The sequence below is a fragment of the Corynebacterium pacaense genome, from assembly GCF_900169525.1.
Taxonomy (GTDB): domain Bacteria; phylum Actinomycetota; class Actinomycetes; order Mycobacteriales; family Mycobacteriaceae; genus Corynebacterium; species Corynebacterium pacaense.
In genome coordinates, this window is record NZ_LT821240.1 from 1,415,275 (window position 1) to 1,432,901 (window position 17,627).

At 62.4% G+C, this 17,627-nt stretch carries 16 protein-coding genes and 4 pseudogenes; 5 read left to right on the forward strand and 15 right to left on the reverse strand.

Annotated features, from left to right (window positions below):
* The first annotated feature begins 23 nt into the window (after positions 1–23).
* Genes B7E02_RS13580 through B7E02_RS13590 form a run of 3 tightly spaced genes read left to right on the forward strand, consistent with a single transcriptional unit; the run spans position 24 to position 2,249 of the window.
* Positions 24–437, forward strand: coding sequence for a RidA family protein (locus B7E02_RS13580; RefSeq protein WP_080796789.1), 414 nt, complete (start codon positions 24–26; stop codon positions 435–437).
* A complete protein-coding gene (locus tag B7E02_RS13585) occupies positions 437–1,120 on the forward strand; it encodes a DUF1028 domain-containing protein (protein WP_080796952.1) in 684 nt (227 codons plus the stop codon). The genes B7E02_RS13580 and B7E02_RS13585 overlap by 1 nt, the downstream gene beginning before the upstream one ends.
* Positions 1,113–2,249: a M20 family metallopeptidase gene (locus tag B7E02_RS13590; RefSeq protein WP_080796790.1), complete on the forward strand. Its 1,137-nt coding sequence runs from the start codon at positions 1,113–1,115 to the stop codon at positions 2,247–2,249. Before B7E02_RS13585 ends, B7E02_RS13590 begins: the two co-directional genes overlap by 8 nt.
* On the opposite strand, the gene B7E02_RS14705 is transcribed toward B7E02_RS13590, so the two are convergent.
* The 6 genes and pseudogenes from B7E02_RS14705 to gabT form a co-directional block, all read right to left on the reverse strand.
* On the reverse strand, positions 2,243–2,536 hold the full coding sequence (locus tag B7E02_RS14705; RefSeq protein ID WP_245802306.1) for a Rho termination factor N-terminal domain-containing protein: 294 nt from the start codon (positions 2,534–2,536) through the stop codon (positions 2,243–2,245). The two genes, B7E02_RS13590 and B7E02_RS14705, sit on opposite strands and share 7 nt — an antisense overlap.
* A gap of 42 nt (positions 2,537–2,578) precedes the next feature.
* Positions 2,579–3,160 (reverse strand): annotated as a pseudogene (locus tag B7E02_RS14855) (TetR/AcrR family transcriptional regulator); the annotation flags it as partial.
* Positions 3,084–3,890, reverse strand: a complete 807-nt coding sequence (locus B7E02_RS13600) for an alpha/beta fold hydrolase (protein WP_080796792.1) — start codon at positions 3,888–3,890, stop codon at positions 3,084–3,086. The pseudogene B7E02_RS14855 and the gene B7E02_RS13600, both read right to left, overlap by 77 nt.
* Positions 3,891–3,958: 68 nt before the next feature.
* Positions 3,959–5,392: an amino acid permease gene (locus B7E02_RS13605; protein ID WP_143336767.1), complete on the reverse strand. Its 1,434-nt coding sequence runs from the start codon at positions 5,390–5,392 to the stop codon at positions 3,959–3,961.
* 9 nt (positions 5,393–5,401) lie between these two features.
* On the reverse strand, positions 5,402–6,871 hold the full coding sequence (locus B7E02_RS13610; protein WP_080796793.1) for an NAD-dependent succinate-semialdehyde dehydrogenase: 1,470 nt from the start codon (positions 6,869–6,871) through the stop codon (positions 5,402–5,404).
* 41 nt (positions 6,872–6,912) lie between these two features.
* Positions 6,913–8,241 (reverse strand): 4-aminobutyrate--2-oxoglutarate transaminase, encoded by a 1,329-nt coding sequence (gabT, locus tag B7E02_RS13615; protein ID WP_080796794.1) that lies wholly within the window; start codon positions 8,239–8,241, stop codon positions 6,913–6,915.
* A gap of 130 nt (positions 8,242–8,371) precedes the next feature.
* Here gabT and B7E02_RS13620 point away from each other — a divergent pair, with 130 nt between their 5' ends.
* Positions 8,372–9,910 carry a PucR family transcriptional regulator gene (locus tag B7E02_RS13620; RefSeq protein WP_245802282.1) on the forward strand — a complete coding sequence of 513 codons (1,539 nt, stop codon included), beginning with the start codon at positions 8,372–8,374 and terminating at the stop codon, positions 9,908–9,910.
* A 203-nt stretch (positions 9,911–10,113) separates the two neighbouring features.
* Here the strand turns inward: B7E02_RS13620 and B7E02_RS14960 are convergent, their stop codons facing one another.
* The 7 genes and pseudogenes from B7E02_RS14960 to B7E02_RS13650 all read right to left on the reverse strand — a co-directional run bounded on the left by B7E02_RS14960 (position 10,114) and on the right by B7E02_RS13650 (position 14,098).
* Positions 10,114–10,290: a transposase gene (locus tag B7E02_RS14960; RefSeq protein WP_218672394.1), complete on the reverse strand. Its 177-nt coding sequence runs from the start codon at positions 10,288–10,290 to the stop codon at positions 10,114–10,116.
* Between the two features lie 46 nt (positions 10,291–10,336).
* On the reverse strand, positions 10,337–10,642 hold the full coding sequence (locus B7E02_RS13630; RefSeq protein WP_080796795.1) for a winged helix-turn-helix domain-containing protein: 306 nt from the start codon (positions 10,640–10,642) through the stop codon (positions 10,337–10,339).
* Positions 10,639–10,968, reverse strand: a complete 330-nt coding sequence (locus B7E02_RS13635) for a hypothetical protein (RefSeq protein ID WP_143336768.1) — start codon at positions 10,966–10,968, stop codon at positions 10,639–10,641. The genes B7E02_RS13630 and B7E02_RS13635 overlap by 4 nt, the downstream gene beginning before the upstream one ends.
* Positions 10,969–11,229: 261 nt before the next feature.
* Positions 11,230–11,652 (reverse strand): DUF4265 domain-containing protein, encoded by a 423-nt coding sequence (locus B7E02_RS13640; protein WP_179129735.1) that lies wholly within the window; start codon positions 11,650–11,652, stop codon positions 11,230–11,232.
* Between the two features lie 13 nt (positions 11,653–11,665).
* On the reverse strand, positions 11,666–12,376 hold the full coding sequence (locus B7E02_RS13645; protein WP_179129736.1) for a lysophospholipid acyltransferase family protein: 711 nt from the start codon (positions 12,374–12,376) through the stop codon (positions 11,666–11,668).
* Positions 12,377–12,798: 422 nt separating this feature from the next.
* A pseudogene (locus B7E02_RS14210) lies at positions 12,799–12,933 on the reverse strand (IS481 family transposase); the annotation flags it as partial.
* Between the two features lie 70 nt (positions 12,934–13,003).
* A complete protein-coding gene (locus tag B7E02_RS13650) occupies positions 13,004–14,098 on the reverse strand; it encodes an IS630 family transposase (protein WP_080796798.1) in 1,095 nt (364 codons plus the stop codon).
* 58 nt (positions 14,099–14,156) lie between these two features.
* On the opposite strand from B7E02_RS13650, the pseudogene B7E02_RS13655 reads away from it, so the two are divergent.
* Positions 14,157–14,366: pseudogene (locus B7E02_RS13655) on the forward strand (integrase core domain-containing protein); the annotation flags it as partial.
* Positions 14,367–14,411: 45 nt separating this feature from the next.
* Here the strand turns inward: B7E02_RS13655 and B7E02_RS13660 are convergent.
* Positions 14,412–14,573: pseudogene (locus B7E02_RS13660) on the reverse strand (helix-turn-helix domain-containing protein); the annotation flags it as partial.
* Positions 14,574–14,849: 276 nt separating this feature from the next.
* The gene (clpB, locus tag B7E02_RS13665; RefSeq protein ID WP_080796800.1) at positions 14,850–17,408 is read right to left on the reverse strand and encodes an ATP-dependent chaperone ClpB; all 2,559 of its coding nucleotides are present in this window, start codon (positions 17,406–17,408) and stop codon (positions 14,850–14,852) included.
* Between the last annotated feature and the right edge of the window lie 219 nt (positions 17,409–17,627).

Consider the following 17,627-nt stretch of genomic DNA (forward strand, 5'->3'; position numbering starts at 1 on the left):
TCCCGGATCCAAGGAGTTACACAATGAAGTACAACCGAATTCGACCCTTCAACACCAAAGACACCTACCCGGAGCAGAATCTCGACAATGACCTCTGCCAGGCGGTGGTGGCGGGCGGTGTCGTCTATCTTCGTGGCCAGATCGGCCAGGACCTGGAGACCCGCGAAAGCGTGGGCGTGGGAGACGTCGAGGCACAGGCAGAAAAGGCAATGGCCAACATTGCACTTCTCCTCGGCGAGGCGGGCGGTGACCTGCAGGACATCGTCAAGGTAACCGTGTACCTCACCGATATTCGCTACCGGGAGACCGTCTACCAGGTCATGGGGCGATGGTTGAAAGGAGTCTTTCCGGTTTCCACGGGGATTGTCGTCGATGCCCTTGCCCGACCGGAATGGCTCGTCGAAATCGATGCCACGGCCGTGCTGGACGGTAAATGATGACGTTCTCGATTATCGCACGGGATGCCACGGGGGCATTCGGAATGGCGGTGAGCTCCTCCTCCCCCGCGGTTGCGGCGAGGTGTCTCCACCTTCGCTCCGGGGTGGGCGCCGTCGCATCACAGAACATCACGGATCCACGGTTCGGTCATCTACTCCTTGATCAACTGGCGGCCGGCGGGACTGCGCAATCCGCTTTGGAATGGCTCAGTACACGGGACTCAACGCTCGACTACAGGCAGATCTGTGTTCTGGGAACCTCGGGCGCGGGCATTGCGCACTCAGGCAAGCGGGTTCTAGGGTGCAGCCATCAAATAGCCGGACCCGAAACCTCAGGGGAAGCCTCAGTTACCGCGGGTAACATGCTCAAGACCCCCACCGTCGTTGATGCGATGCACACCAGCTTCAATTCAAGTAGCGGGGACCTGGAGATTCGCCTGCTGATCGCTCTGGAGGCTGGTCTGGCTGAGGGTGGAGAGGAGGGCGACGTCCACTCCGCGGGATTGGCGGTGGTCAGGGACTCAGGGTGGAAGGAAAGCGATCTCCGGGTCGATTGGAGTCAGAATCCCATCCCCGAGTTGCGCACCCTCCTCGAGCTCTGGTTGCCGCAGCGCGATGACTACGTGACCCGGGGCATTCACCCCGCGACCGCACCGTCCTATGGAGTGCCCGGAGATGAATGACATCAAAACCGAGGTCGAGAAGACCCTGGAAACCCATCGGAGCGATCTCATCGAGCTGTCCCAATGGCTTCACAACAATCCGGAGCTCGGCTGGCAGGAGTTTGAATCCTCTCATCACTGTGCGGAATTCCTCACACGGCGCGGATTCAGTGTGACTGAGCAGTTCCTCGGACTGGAAACGGCATTTTATGCGACGTTCGGCGATGGGGACAAGAGGATCGCCTTCATGGCAGAGTACGACGCTCTACCTGGAATCGGCCATGCCTGCGGTCACAATCTCATCGCGGCAATGTCGATCGGATCCGCATTGGCGCTGGCCGGGGTCGCCGGGGAACTCGGGATCACAGTGGAGGTCTTCGGCACCCCTGCTGAAGAAGGGGGCGGGGGCAAGATAGAACTTCTTGAGCGCGGTGCATTCACCGGCCTGGACTTTGCGATGATGGTCCACCCTGCCCCGGTCGATGTTGTGAGGGCCGAACCGATGGCGGTCATGCATTGGGAGGTGACCTTTAAGGGGCATGCGGCACACGCTGCTTCCTATCCGACGCAGGGTATCAACGCCGCGGATGCCTTCACTGTTTCTGAGGTTGCGATAGCCCTTCTACGCCAGCAACTGCCGCCTTCGGTCAGGGTCCACGGAATCGTGACCCACGGTGGTGATGCTCCAAATGCCATCCCCCATTCAACACGCGGACGCTGGTATGTCCGAGCAACAACCATGGAGGAGCTGGCGCACACCGCAGTCAGGGTCCGCCGGTGTTTTGAGGCGGGGGCACTTGCCACGGGATGCACACTTGAACTCCGGGATGAGTCAAAGCCCTATTCAGATTTCCGAACCGATGACAGGGCCTCTGAATACTATGAGGAGAACGTCCGGCGGCTGGGACGGAGGATCAAAACCTCTGGACCCGAGACGCTGATGTCCCGGGCGTCGACCGACATGGCCAATGTCTCCCAGATCGTCCGGGCAATCCATCCGTACATAGGAGTCGACTCATATCCGATCCTCAACCATCAGAAGGAGTTTGCCGATGCCTGTGTGGGACCGACAGCGGAGAAGACTCTCTTCGAGGGGGCACTGGCACAGGCCTGGACGGCGGTGGACGTGGCCATGGAACAGGGTCAGTGATCACGCAGAGCCGTGATCAGCTCATCCTTGTTCATCTTCGAGCGGCCGTCGATGTCCAGTTCGGCGGCGCGCTTTCTCAACCTCTCCACGGTCCAGTCCTCATAGCTTCCGGACCTACCGCCCTTCCTGCCCACCGATGAGCGCGACGATGCGGCTGCGGCGTTGGCGATGCGGGCGGCCTTTTCCTTGCTGGCGCCCTCGTCCCTGAGTGCCTCATAGACCTCGCCGTCCCTGACCGATGGTCCGCCGGGAGTGTCCTCCGGCGCGTTATCCCTTTTCTTGTTCATATCCGCCCAGATTATAAGCGCAGCGTCGACCGCGGCCACGGTCCTGTCAAAGCTGTGCCCAACCGGATCCGCCAGACCGAACCCACCACGGTGCTCCAGGTCCACGAAACCGTGGAGCGTGGATCTGAGGAATCTGAGCTTGTCCACATCCCGCGTGCCGACCCCGTAGCCCTTAAGTGCCGAGGCCACGGCCACAAGTGCGCTGTGTGCGGCTTTCTCCCAGCTGGGATCGGCGCGGTGCTGCTGTGTCAGCGGATACGTGCCCGGGTGCCTGCGCGCGAAGCCCCGGTAGGCCGCCGCGAGTGCCCGCAGCGCCTCACCGCCCGCCAGTCCACGGGTGCTCTCACCGAGTTCAGTGGCGAAGTCGGTGGTCACCGCAACCGCCATGCGGGTGGTCAGATCATCTGATCCACTGACGTGTTTGTAAAGGCTCGGTGTCGCCACATTGAGACTCCTGGCGAGCACGGCGAGGTTCACCTCGGCGGAACCCGTCGCATCGGCGATCTCAACGGCGCGTTGGACCACCTTCTCCGGGGTCAGGCCGGCCCTAGCCATGCCGGATTTCCCGGAGGAAGGACAGCACGGCCCCGGCGACCTCATCGGGTTTCTCGAGCATCGGTGCATGTCCCGCACCCTTGACCATGAACAGTTGGGAACCGAGCTGGTCACACACCCATTCCGCCTCAGCCAGCGGATCCTTCCAATCCGGGTCCGCATCACCCATCACCACCAGTGAGGGTGCCGTGACCCGGGGGATCCACGGTGAGACAACGCGGTGATCGCTGCGGGCCGTGCGTTCGAATGCCTCCCACCGTCCCGGTTCGCGGAGGTTGCGGGTGGTCTCCGCCGCTCTGTCCACCGCATCCTCACCGAGACCCGGCCAGAGTCCTGCCGCGTAGGTACGCCACACCGCCGGACCCCAGGGCCGTTTGAGCGCGAGTCGGAGCAATCCGCGCATCACGGGGGAACCACCGTTGCGGAGAAAGGGACCGATGAGGATGAGCCCCGCAACCCTGCCCGGCTCGCGCCCCGCAGCGATCGTGGCCGAGGCCGCGCTCAACGAGGCCCCGACCAGGACGGCCGGACCTCCGCCGAGGACGTCGATGGCACGGAGCAGATCGTCGGCCGTGGCCTCGTCACCATAGGCGGCGAAGCCGGTGTCGGATTCACCGTGCCCGCGCAGATCGATGGATACGACTCGGTAGCCGGAGGAGGCGAGGATCCCGGCGAGGGGGTCGAAGGCATCGCGGGAATCCCCGATTCCGGGCGAGCAGATGAGCAGGGGTCCCTCGTCGTCGCCACGGGCGGTGGTGGCCAGTGCACCGCCTGACACGGACAGTTGGCTAATAGTCATAGCTTTTAAGCTACGTCTATTAGCCACTACTGTCAATGCCCGGCCCCGGGGTGACCGGCGGCAACCCTTCAGTCGATGGCGGCGGCCTGCGCGGCCTTCTTCACCGCGACGCTGCGCCTGGCGATCGGCCAGAACAGCACCAGTGCCCCGGTGGCGATAAGGCTCGTCCACACCTGGGTTCGGCCACTGTCGGTGGTGAGCATGACCACGAAAATGGCGATGACACCGACGATGAGCAGGATATTCAGCCAGGGGAACAACCACATCTTCAGTTTCAGGCCATCAACCTGTTCAGGCGTCATCTTCATCCGGAGACGCATCTGGGTCACTGCGATGAACACATAGACGAAGAGTGCAACCAGGCCCGCCGAGTTCATGATGAAATCGAAGACACCGGACTCCGGTGCCGCGAAGTTCACGATCGTCGCAGCCACACCACCGATGGTGGAGGCGAACAGCGCGACGATGGGAACGTTGCGCTTGTTTCGCACGGTGACGGCCCGCGGTGCGTAGCCGCGGTCACCCAGCGCCGCGAGCATGCGGGACGCAGAGTACAGGCCGGAGTTGAGCACGGAGATCACCGCGGTGAAGATCACCAGCTGCATGATCATCGAGGCGCCGGGGAGCCCAAGGAGGGAGAAGACGTAGGTGAACGGTGCCGTGGCGACGCTGGTCGGTTCCGGAAGCTCGTCCCAGGGCACCACGGCCGCGATGACGGTGACGGCTCCGACGAAGAAGAGCAGGATCCTCCAGATGATGGTACTGGTGGCCTGCCTGACCCCCTTGGCGGGATCCTCGGACTCGGCCGCCGCCATGACCGCGATTTCGGTACCGAAGTAGGAGAAGATCACGATCGCCACACCCGTCAGGGCGACGGAGATTCCGTTGGGCGCGAAGCCACCGTGGTCCCAGAGGTTTGATACCGACATCTCGGCACCCGGCCACAGGCCGAGTGCGAAGAGCGTACCCGCGACCAGGAACACTGTGATCGCCGCGACCTTGATACTGGCCAGCCAGAACTCCACTTCGCCGAAGGTGCGTACCGAGATCGCATTGGTGGCGATGAAGATCAGGAGCAGAACCATCGACCAGGTCCAGGATGGGAGGAAGGGGAACCACCCCGTCATTGTCTCGCCACCGAGAACCGCCTCATAGGCGAGGACACCGACCCAGAAGTACCAGTAGAGCCAGCCGACGAGATAGCCGGCCCAGTCACCGAGTCCGACCCGCGCGTACTCCATGAAGGAGCCTATCGACGGCCGTGCCGCGGCCATCTCACCCAGCATCCGCATGGCGAGGAAGACGAGCAGTCCGCCCAGCAGGTAGGAGATGATGGCGGCGGGACCGACATTGCGGATGATGTTGCCGGAGCCGACGAAGAGACTGGCGCCGATGATTCCACCGAGGGTGATCATGGTGACGTGTCGGGATCTCAGCTTCTTGACCTCGTTGACCGGCTCATCTGAGCCTGCCGTGTTCGGGCCGTTCTTCTGTAGAGTCATTGCTTTTCCTTAGTTGAGCGCGATGTACCGGACATCGAGGTATTCCTCGATGCCTTCGCTGCCGCCTTCACGGCCGAAACCTGACTGCTTGATGCCGCCGAAGGGTGCTGCTGGGTCCGAGATGGCACCGCGGTTGATGCCGACCATTCCCGCGTGGAGGTTCTCCGCGAGGTACTGGGCGGTATCGACGTTGGTGGTGAATCCGTAGGATGCGAGTCCGAACTCGGTGTCGTTCGCGGCCCGGATGCCCTGATCGAGGGTGGTGAAGGTGGTGATGGTGGCCACGGGTCCGAAGATCTCCTCGTGGAGGATCCGGGCGTCCGCCGGCACGTTGACGAGCACGGTCGCCGGGTAGAAGTAACCCGGGCCGTCGGGGAGGGTTCCCCCGGTTGTCGCCTGTGCGCCTGCCGCGAGGGCGGCGTCGACAAGCGATGCGATGCGGTCCCGCTGTTTGGCGGTGATGACGGGGCCGAGGGTGGTGGCCCCGTCCAGGCCGTGACCGGGGATTACGGCCTCCATGGCCCGGGTCAGGCGTGTGGTGAACTCCTCCGCTATCGACGCATCGACGAGGAAGCGGTTCGCCGCGATGCAGGCCTCGCCGCCGTTGCGCATCTTCGCCTGCATGGCACAGGTGATCACGAGGTCCAGATCCGCATCCGCGGCGATGACGAAGGGGGCGTTGCCGCCGAGCTCCATGGAGGTGTGCAGGAGATTGTCCGCGGCCTGGCGGACCAGCTGGCGTCCCACCGGGGTGGAGCCGGTGAAGCTGACCTTGCGCAGGCGCTGATCGGCCATGAGGTGGGCCGACATGGCGGCGGCATCGGTGGTCGGGAGGATGGAGACCAGACCATCGGGAACGCCGAGCTCGGCGAAGACCTGCGCGAACACCTCGCCGAGCAGGAGCATGGTCAGCGGTGTTTCATGCGCCGGTTTGACGATGACAGGGCACCCGGCGGCGAGTGCGGGTGCGATCTTGCGGGTGGCCATCGCCAGCGGGAAATTCCACGGGGTGATCGCCAGCACCGGACCGACCGCGGCACGCGAGACGAGGATGTGACCGTTTCCGCCGGGGGCGGTTGCGAAGCGTCCGGGAATGCGGACGGCCTCCTCTGCGAACCAGCGGAAGTACTCGTTGCCGTAGGCGACCTCACCGCGGGCCTCCGCCAGGGGTTTGCCCATTTCGATGGTCATGGTGCGTGCGAAGTCCTCGCTGCGCTGCGCCACGACCTCGAAGATGCGGGTGAGAACCACCGAACGCTGCCGCGGGGAGAACTCCGCCCACTTCTCCTGCGCGGCAACCGCGGCGTCGAGGGCACGGGCCGCATCGGCGATGGTGGCGTCGGCGACCGTGGCCACTGTCTCACCGGTGGCCGGATCATCCACCTCGAAGGTGGCCCCGGAGGAGGAGGGCACCTGGGTGAGACCCAGCCAGAGATCGGTGGGCAGGCCCGTTGGAAGCTGAGGTTGAGGAATGCTCATGGTCGTTGATGTCGCTTTCGTGAGGATGAGGTGTGCGGGATCTAGCTGTTGGCTGCGATGGCACCGACGAGGACGTCGAGTCCGTCACGCAGCAGTTCCTCACTGATCACCAGCGGAGGCAGGAGCCGGATGACGTTTCCGTCGAGTCCGCAGGTGAGGATGAGCACTCCCTTGGCCAGGCAGTCGGCGGCGATCTTCTTGGTGGTGGCACCGTCGGGGTTGCCCTCGGCGTCGGTGATCTCGATGGCCACCATGGCACCGCGGCCGCGTACCTCGGCGACGCGTCCCTGAGCGGTCAGGGGTTCAAGCACCTCGCGGGCGATGGCCTCGATCTCGCGGGCACGGGCGGCGAGTTCGAGCGTCTCCATCTGCTGCAGCGAGGCCAGCGCGGCGGCGCAGGCGACGGGGTTGCCGCCGTAGGTGCCACCGAGGGCACCGGGCATGGGGGTGTCCATGATGTCGGCGCGACCGGTGACCGCGGACAGTGGCATGCCGCCGGCGATACCCTTCGCGATGGTCAGCAGATCAGGGATAACGCCCTCGTGGTCGACGGCGAACCAGTCGCCGGTGCGGCACAGACCGGCCTGGATCTCATCGGCGATGAAGATGACACCGTTGGCCGTGCACCATTGACTCAGCGCGGGCAGGAAACCCTCGGCGGGGGTGACAAACCCGCCCTCGCCCTGGATCGGCTCAACGACGATGCAGGCCAGGTTGTCGGCCCCGATCTCCTGCTCGATCATGGTGATGGTGCGCCCGGCCGCCTCGGCGCCGGTGAGTCCGTCACGCAGGGGGTAGGACATCGGTGCGCGGTAGATGTCGGAGGCGAAGGGGCCGAAACCGTCCTTGTAGGGCTTGTTCTTGGCGGTCATGGCCATGGTCAGGTTGGTGCGGCCATGATAGGCGCGGTCGAACACGACGACGCCATTCTTACCGGTGTGGTTGCGGGCGATCTTCACTGCGTTCTCCACGGCCTCGGCACCGGAGTTCAGCAGCACGGTGCGCTTGTCGTGGTCACCGGGCGTGATCTCGGCCAGCTTCTCCGCGACGGCGACATAGGACTCATAAGGCGAGACCATGAAGCTGGTGTGGGTGAAGTGCCCGACGGATTCGCGCACGGCCTCGACGACGGCGGGGTTGGAGGCTCCGACGCTGGTCACGGCGATGCCGGAGGCGAGGTCGAGGAAGGAGTTGCCATCTGCGTCAACCAGAACACCGCCGTCTGCGTCGACGACGTAGCCGGGCAGGCTGGGGGTGACGGCGCGGGGGACCGCGGCATCACGACGCTTCGCCAGAGCAGCGCTGGCCGGTCCGGGCAGTTCGGTCACGACGGAGCGCTTCTGGGGGAGGCGGTAGGTCAGATCTTTCATGGTGTCCCTTTCAGTGAAAATGTGAGGTGGTGCACGTGATGTGAGTGAGTATGCCGTGGGGTAATCTCGGAACGATATGGCCACCATGTCGATTATGGGTTGACCATTTGTACAGATTGGAGGCCACGCGGTGGCAATTTCTTTTGACCTGCAGAAATCCGATTGGCCACGGGAGGAGTGGCTCCCCCTCAACTGGCTCTATTCGCTGAAGAATCTGGAACTCACCCCCATTCGGACGGGGCATCCGGAGTTTCTGCTCTGCCAACCGAGCGAGTTGAAGGATCCCGGAGAGTTCCTCGTCCAGGGAGCGGTGGTGCTCACCGTCGGGCTCGCCTTCGAGAACTCGACGGAGGATTTCCACGGGTACACCAGGCGCCTGGCGGAGATCGGCGCAGTGGGCATCGGATTCGGCACCGGCCTCGTCTTCGAATCGGTGCCGGATGATCTCATCACTGCGGCGGAGGAGACCGGGCTCGCCCTGTTCGAGGTCCCCCGGAGAATCCCCTTCCTCTCCATCCTCACCGCGGTGCAGAGTGAACGGCTCCGCAGGAGCCGGCGTCAACAGGAACGGCTCCTGGACATACAGGAGAAGCTCAACTCGGCCGCCATCCACGGCGGACTCCAGGAACTGATCGACACCACCTCCGATTTCCTCGCCGCGGCCATCGCCATCTCGGACAACGACGGTCGGATCGTGGCAACACACGACCGTGGCCAGGTGAAGGCATCCGCGCACGCCCGCGAGGTGGCCACGGCGGGCAAGGCGCTGAGCAGCGCCGACACCGTCGGTAACCTCCACCGCATCATGCAGCGGATGGAGCAGCAGGGTGAACGCACCCACCTCATGGTGGTGATCGCCGAACACACCTTCCACGGACCCGAACGCAGCATCATCAAACATGCGGCCGGCCTCGCCGACATCCTCCTCCAGCGACCCATCTACCTGCGCCGGGCCCGCAATGAACTCAACACCCTCGCCCTGTCCCTGCTGCTGCACATCGACGCCGGCGACCAGGCCATGGACAGTGTCCTGGATTCGGTCTCCGACGCCTCCGGGAGGGTACGCCCCGTGCTCATCCACGCGGACCGTGCACTCCCCCTCAACCGCGCGCTGAAGCACCTCGACACCTCGCTGGCCAACCAGGGCCGGTATCTCTTCGCCCTGGACACAGGTCCCCTGAGCCGCCTGATTCTCGTCCGCGGATCACGCACCGTACAGGATGTGGTCAGCCGATTCGGCGCAGCGGGATCCTCCATCAGAATCGCCGTGGGCGAACCGGTACCGTGGCGGGAACTGACCATGGAACGGGTGCGCGCCCTGGAGGTCGCCGTGCAGACGCTCTCGCTTGGCGACGCCGCCGGCCCCTACGAAGCCGGTTCCGGCTGGCTCCAGGATGATGCGGTCCGCCAGGCCCTCGACCGCCGGGCCGCGGAAACCGTGGACAGGCTCACCACCCATGACGCAGAGAAGTCCACTGATCTCATGCGCACCCTCGAGGCCTATCTGCGCAGCGGCGGGGCTGCAAGCGCCGCAGCCTCCTCCCTCGGGGTGCACCGCCACACCCTGCGCACACGGATCACCCAGATCGAGGACATCTGCGAGGTGGATCTCTCCGACCCCTTCACCAGAGCTGAGCTTCTGCTGGTCACCGTGACGCGGGTGGTGTGAGAGGCACATCAATTCATCCCTCTTCAGCGCGGGGATCCTCCGGATCAGTATCTTTGGGGAGCAAATCACCGACTCGCCGGAGCCATGTCAATGGTACCCCCAGAATCGGAGAGGGTGCCTCCCCGTGAGCTTCTATTAATCGCTAAAGTGCGTATTCCCGCACACCGTCGCGACCACACGCACCTGCAGGATGGCTCACCCCGCTAGGGCGTGTCTTGCAAAAGGTCTCGCCACGCGATCCCGCATCGATACCGGCAAATGATCCCCTCGACCATCAGTCGGGCGTCGGCGAACGGGCGGCCCTTCTTGCCCGTCGGACCAGGCAACAAATCAGCAATCAGTGTCCATTGGTCGTCTAAGAGGAGCTGAAATCGAGACATACCTCCACGATCTCAGCTCCCACAGAATTCATTTGCAAGACACGCCCTAGGTCAACCCCTGCATGATTCGATCCAGGGCGCCCAGGTGACGTTCGAAGGCATCCCGGCCGGCCCGTGTCACACTCATCCGTGTCGTCGGGGTACGACCGGCGAACGCCTTGGTGATCCGGAGATAGCCCACGCCCTCCAGAATGCCGGCATGCTTGGACAGGAGTGAGTAACTCACACCGAGTTCCTCCCGCAGGGTCTGATAGTCCACGGAGTCAACGGAGTTCAGCGCGGCCATCAGGGTGAGACGAACCGGGGAGTGAATGCGGTCATCCAGCGCTGCCCGCGCCTCGGCGAGGTTCATTTCTTTCCCTGCCGAATCAGGCGCAGCCCCACCACCGCAAGAGGCAGGCAGGAGACTACAGCCACCGCTGTCGTTATCATCCAGGAGGTGCCATGGTTCAGTGGCACGATCCAGAACCATCCACCGATCACTACGGCCGCCATGGGAAGAGCACACGCCGCAATGATCAGGCGCCGATGCCCGAGCGGATGAACCCTACGGACGGTGACCATGCAACGCGTCACCAAGGCAATGAACACGAGAAACACCGCCTGGGCGAAAAACCGGATGATCCCACCCCAATCCCAGAAATGGGATTGGAAGATCACCGTCATGAAGACAGCCATCCCCGTAGCCTGCAGAAGAACAAGCCGCCCCTCCTTAGCGGACCCCACCGAGGCGTGCCAGCACGTCCGTCCCTCGCCCTTTCCGAGAGGCGGCCAGATGTCCTTCGCTGTATTGTCACCCATAATATCTTCCTAACTGACATTTTACGATTCGTCAACAGCTTTACCCATAGTTGAATACGAAGTACTGATCAACGCGGCATTCCAGAAGATGGACAGGCTCGGTGAAGGCAGCGACACTCCGCGCAATGTCGCACCGCCCTATCCCATCGAGTCGAGATCACCCTCAGCCACGGTGATCAACCCCTGTTCGACATAATCCCCGATGAGCACGGACAACCCGTGCGCCGGCGCATCCACTGGAATGTTCACCGACACCATTCCTGGCAGCGGCTGAATGTGGCGACACCCGAGCGCCTCCAGGTGAGCGAGCAGGGTGTCAATGAGGGAGGCGTCGACAAGCATCCGGAGGGTGGTGTTGCCCCCGCGGATCTCCACACCGCGAAACTCGCACATCCCCTCCACCCACTCCCCTCGGACGACATCCCCGAGGGCACACTGCGTTGACACGGCGGGGACGGACACGATGATGAATAACCCACCACCGAGATCCTCAACGAGCACGTGCTCAGACTCGGCCGCCGAAACGTCCAGCGGAACCCGCATCATCATGCGCGTCGCCACACACACCTCCTTTTCAGGCAGACGGAGATCCTTCGGAACCACCGGGGCCCTCGGCGTTCCACCTGCGCGCATAGGTATCAACATACTTCTGCCCCGTGACAGCGGCGATCTCCCGCATGAGAGCATCTGTCGCGGCACGGACCGAATCCCTGTCATCGGGGTCCACCCCCGACAGGTCGAAGGGGGACAGCACTGTCACGGTTACCCGCCGCGGCAGGATCTTCCGCCACCCCGGTCGCGGCTCCGTGCCGGTGATCGCCACGGGAAGAATCGGTGCGCCGGTGGCCAGGGCAACCCGAATGACACCGGTCCGTCCCTTGTGCATGTTCCCGTCCGGCGACCGTGTTCCCTCGGGGTGAATCCCCCATGCCTGCCCCGACCCCAACAACTCTATGGCGGCATCCAGCGATCCGGTAGCGGCGTCACCACCGCTGCGATCAACGGGAATCTGACCCGCCGACGTAAAAAACCAGCGCTGGAGTCTGCCCTTCAGACCGGTTCCGGTGAAGTAGTCACTCTTGGCCAGGAACTTCACCTCCCGGCGCGCCGCCATGATGAGATAGAAGGAGTCCACAACAGCAAGGTGGTTTGCGGCTAGTATCACCGGGCCGGTGCGGGGAACAAGATCAAGCCCCTGAAAGCGTGGCCGACCGAACACGCGGAGCGCCGGGCCGATCACGATGAAGCGTGACACGTAGTAGACCACGGTTGAGGATGAGGGCATATGTCTGATTCTAGATGCAAGCGAACACCACAGGTTTCTGATCTGCCAAAGATCAGCTCTCATAAGGAATCAGCACCCGCCCATAGCTACCTGGGCTTGCCCGCAAGTCGTGGACAGGTAGTTAAGCGGCCAACAATGCCGCAGCTGGCTGATCAAGTGATATTTCATAGGCCACCGGGCTAAGGAAACCGATGGCGGAATGGTTCGTCCCGGGTTCAATGGAGGGTAGGAAATTGGAAAAGGAAACTCTCACATGCCCATCAAGTACACTGACGAGCTCAAGTAGCGCGCTGTAGAGCTCGTCATAAACGCCCAGTCCGATCCCGACACCGCTCACGGGGCGGTCACCCGGATCGCAAAGGAACTGGGAGTCTCGAAAGAATCGCTGCGGGTCTGGGGCCACAACCACAAAAACTCCGGGGCTAGCTGTACTTCCCCGACACGTTGTGAACGCGTTCTGAATGGGTTTGTCCTCTGATCCCGGTGTGGGGTCGGTGACGATTGTAGTGGTGGAGCCAGGCGTCGTAGGTTGCGGCTCTGGCTTCTTCGCTGTCGTAGGTTGGGCTGTGTCAAGTTCTGTAGACAGTAGAACGCTTGTTTGTTGAGTTTGCTCAGGGGTGGTGTGTCTCAGTTTTGGTTAACTACTTGCTGAAGCTTCGCTTTAGCGGACTCCACCTTCCGCGGGATCTCCTCAGCAGTAGCGGTCCACACATACGGGCGGGGATCATCATTATGCCCATCTAAGAACCTATTGATACTGGCAATCAAGCTCCCCACGGTAGGAAAGACACCCCGTTTAAGGTTCTTGTCCGTCAACTCACGAAACCAGCGTTCGACCTGATTGAGCCAGGATGAGGACGTGGGAGTGAAGTGGAAATGAAACCGCGGATGCTTATCCAACCATTTCTTCACCTCGAGGTGTTTATGTGTGGCGTAGTTATCCAAGATCACATGAACCTGCAAACCCTTTGGTACCTGGGAGTCAACGGTGTTAAGGAATGTCAGAAACTCCTGGTGGCGGTGCTTGGGCAGACGCGACCCGATCACTTTTCCTGTGAGTACGTCCAGGGCGGGGAACAGTGTGGTGGTGCCGTTTCGCTTGTAGTCATGGGTCATGGTGTCCCCTCGGCCTGTGACCATCGGTAATGATGGCTGGGTCCGATCCAGGGCCTGGATCGAGGATTTCTCATCCATACACACCACCACCGCCTTGTCCGGGGGGTTGAGATAGAGACCGACAACGTCGATGAGTTTCTCGGTGAACTGTGGATCCGTGGAGATCTTACAACTATCCACCCGGTGGGGTTTAATACCCAGGGTCGACCAGATCCGCTGCACGGTGGCAGGAGAGATCCCGACTTCCTTGGCCATGGTGCGCACCGACCAATGAGTGTGCCCCACGGGGGGATTCTGGTGCATGGTCTTTTCCACCAGATCAATGATGGTAGCATCATCAATGCTGCGTTTACGTCCCCTACCTGAGGCGATGGCACCGAACCTGGTGAGGCCATCTGCATGGTAATCCTTGCGCCACGCACGTACCGTGACCGCTGTTAACCCATAGGTGGAGGCGATGATCGAGTTGGCAATACCCTCACCGGCAGCCAGGAGAACCTTCGCTCGGATTACTTCCCGGTGCGGGGATGCTGTCGAGGCGGCAATCCGGCCCAAAATGGCCTTGTCGGTCTCGGTGAGAGGTAGTGGGGCTGCAGGCGCACTCAAGGAATCATGATACCGTACTACTACTACTTAGCCATTTGAGAGACACACCACTAGGACGGACAATGCTCTGGCGGAGTCTTTCAACGCCGCACTCAAGCGGGAGGTACTTCAAGATTCCAAGGCATTTGCCAACCAGTTGACCTGCCGCCGGGACGTTTTCTACTGGTGTACCCGCTACAACACGGTGCGTCGACATTCTCGGTGTAAATATCTCGCCCCTGCAGTGTTCGAAGAGCGGGGTTATGCTATGCCAAGAACCGCTTCTTAATTAAATCCCCTGTGATGCTACTTTCCGGGGGCTGGGCCCACCTTCAAGTGACTCACCCGCTCGATATCTCGCAGCCCACGTCGATGCTGTCGCGGGGGAGACCTGGAAACGATCTGCGGCTCGACGAACCGGCCAGCCCTGATCATCGATTAGGGTGGCAAGAAGCTTCCTTCCAACTGGCGTGAGAGGTGCTTTAGCATGGGACACGAAGACCTCCGGATCATCAGTGTGTGTGGTAACCCACATCCTGCCGGAGGTCTTCTTCACCGCGCAATGCGTTCACAACGTCCCAAGGAACTACACAACGTCCCAAGGAACTACAGCATCCGCGACACCGCCTGCACTGGTCCGATCAAGTGCTTAAGTCGGACCTGTTACTAAGGAATTGCAATCGCTGTGTCGGTGAAGGAAGTGCACTTGACTCATCCGGAAAGGGCCGAGTTTCATGATTCAACACTTCCTAAAACAATTCCAATCGGCCTTTTAGCTCTGCCTGCTCACGTCGAGCTTCTCGCCGCCGTCGGCGACGTCGACAAGCACGGCGTCACCGTCGCGGACAGTGCCCGCGAGCAGTTCCTTGGCGAGGGTGTCGCCGATGGCCTGCTGGATGAGCCGGCGCAGCGGGCGCGCACCATAGGCCGGGTCGTAGCCGCGGTCGGCCAGCCATGCCTTGGCGGCGTCGGACACCCGGAGTGTCAGGCGGCGACCGGACAGGCGCTGCGCCAACTGCCGGATCTGGATCTCCACGATGTGGGTGAGCTGCTCCGGGGACAACGGATCGAAGATCACCACGTCATCGAGACGGTTGATGAACTCCGGCTTGAAGGCCTTCTTCACCGCGTCCATGATCTGCTCACGCGTGCCACCCGCACCCAGGTTGGAGGTGAGGATGAGGATGGTGTTGCGGAAGTCCACCGTGCGTCCCTGTCCATCGGTGAGTCGACCTTCGTCGAGGACCTGCAACAGGATGTCGAAGACGTCCGGGTGCGCCTTCTCCACCTCGTCGAAGAGCACGACGGTGTAGGGACGGCGTCGGACAGCCTCGGTGAGTTGGCCACCCTGGTCATAGCCGACGTATCCGGGGGGAGCACCGACGAGACGTGCGACGGAGTGCTTCTCGCCGTACTCGGACATGTCGATGCGGACCATGGCCCGGTCATCGTCGAAGAGGAACTCCGCGACTGCCTTCGCCAGCTCGGTCTTACCCACTCCGGTGGGTCCGAGGAAGAGGAAGGAACCGGTCGGACGGTTCGGATCGGCGACACCGGCGCGCGAACGGCGCACCGCGTCGGAGACGGCCACCACGGCCTCCTCCTGACCGACCACGCGCTTGCCCAGCACCTTTTCCATGTTGAGCAGCTTCTCCGTCTCACCCTGCATCATCTTGCCCGCGGGAATGCCGGTCCAGGCGGACACCACCTCGGCGATGGTGTCGGGCGTGACCTCCTCGGAGAGCATGGCATTGTCCCCGCCACCGATGTTCTGCTCAGCTTCGGCGACCTTCTTCTCCAGCTCGGGAATCCGGCCGTAGCGCAGCTCCGCGACCTTGCCGTAATCGCCCTCACGCTCGGCGATGTCGGACTCGGAACGCAGACGCTCGAGTTCCTCCTTGGATTCACGGACCCCGTCGATGGCGGATTTCTCGTTCTGCCAGCGCGCCTTGAGCTCGGAGAGCTTCTCGCGTTCGTCGGCAAGCTCGGAACGCAGCTTCTCCAGGCGCTCCCGTGATGCTGCGTCGCTCTCCTTCGACAGCGCCACCTCCTCGATCTCGAGGCGGCGGACGATGCGTTCGAGTTCATCGATCTCCTGCGGCGAGGAGTCGATCTCCATGCGCAGCCGGGACGCGGCCTCATCGACCAGGTCAATGGCCTTGTCGGGGAGGAACCTGCTTGTGATGTAGCGGTTGGACAGCTCAGCTGCGGCGACCAGCGCGGAGTCCTGGATGCGGACACCGTGGTGGACCTCGTAGCGTTCCTTCAGTCCGCGCAGGATTCCCACCGCATCCTCGACGGTGGGTTCACCGACGAAGACCTGCTGGAAACGACGCTCCAGGGCGGCGTCCTTCTCGATGTACTTGCGGTATTCGTTGAGCGTGGTGGCACCGACGAGGCGGAGTTCACCGCGGGCGAGCAGTGGCTTGATCATGTTTCCCGCATCCATGGCGGACTCACCGGATGCACCCGCACCGACGATCGTGTGCAGTTCGTCGATGAAGGTGATCACCTGACCCTCTGCCCCTTTGATCTCATCGAGGACGGCCTTGAGTCGCTCCTCGAACTCACCGCGGTACTTCGCGCCGGCGACCATGGAACCGAGATCCAGGCTGATCAGGGACTTGCCCTTGAGGGATTCCGGCACGTCGCCGGCGACAATACGCCGTGCCAGCCCCTCGACGATGGCGGTCTTGCCGACACCGGGTTCACCGATGAGCACCGGGTTGTTCTTCGTGCGGCGGCTAAGAACCTGAACCACACGGCGAATCTCCTGGTCACGACCGATAACGGGGTCAATCTTTCCCTCCCTGGCCAGCTTGGTCAGGTCGGTGGAGTACTTCTCCAACGCCTGGAACTGGCTTTCCGGATCCTGGGTTGTCACCTTCTGACCACCGCGCACAGAGGGGAAGGCACCCTTGATCGCGTCATAGGACGCACCCGCGTTTCTCAGCAGCTCCGCGGCATCGGAGCTGCCGTGGGCGATGCCCGCGAGCAGCACCTCGGTTGAGACGTATTCATCTCCGAGTTCCCCGGCGAGTTCCTGGGCGGCGGTCAGCGCATTGAGTGCGTCACGGTTGAAATTCGGGTTGGCCAGGTTGGTACCCGATGCCCTCGGGTAGGAATCAACGAGCTTGGCGGCTTCGAGAAGGATGGCCTGCGGATCCACGCCCACGGCCTTGAGCACCGGCGAGGCCACGCCGTCCTTCTGCTCGAGAATCGCCACCAGGAGGTGGGCCGGCCGGATATCCGGGTTGCCGTTGGCGGATGCCTTCTGGAGGGCATCCTGCATGGCCTCGGAGGTCTTGGTGGTGGGATTGAATGAACTCATACGTTATGTCCTTTCCTTGTCACGCCCAACCTGCCCGAAACATGCACGCAGGTCAACGCGGTATTATTGAGGTTTCTATCCTGTATAACGCCCAAGGGGTTTAGTCTGTTCCACTCAAGTACAAAAAGTTGAGCGCTTGACGATCAAGTTTCCTGACACCATCCCCCAGATTACGCCAACGCCGCCGGGGTCGCAGGTGCTGCGGGGTGGGCGTCGGCA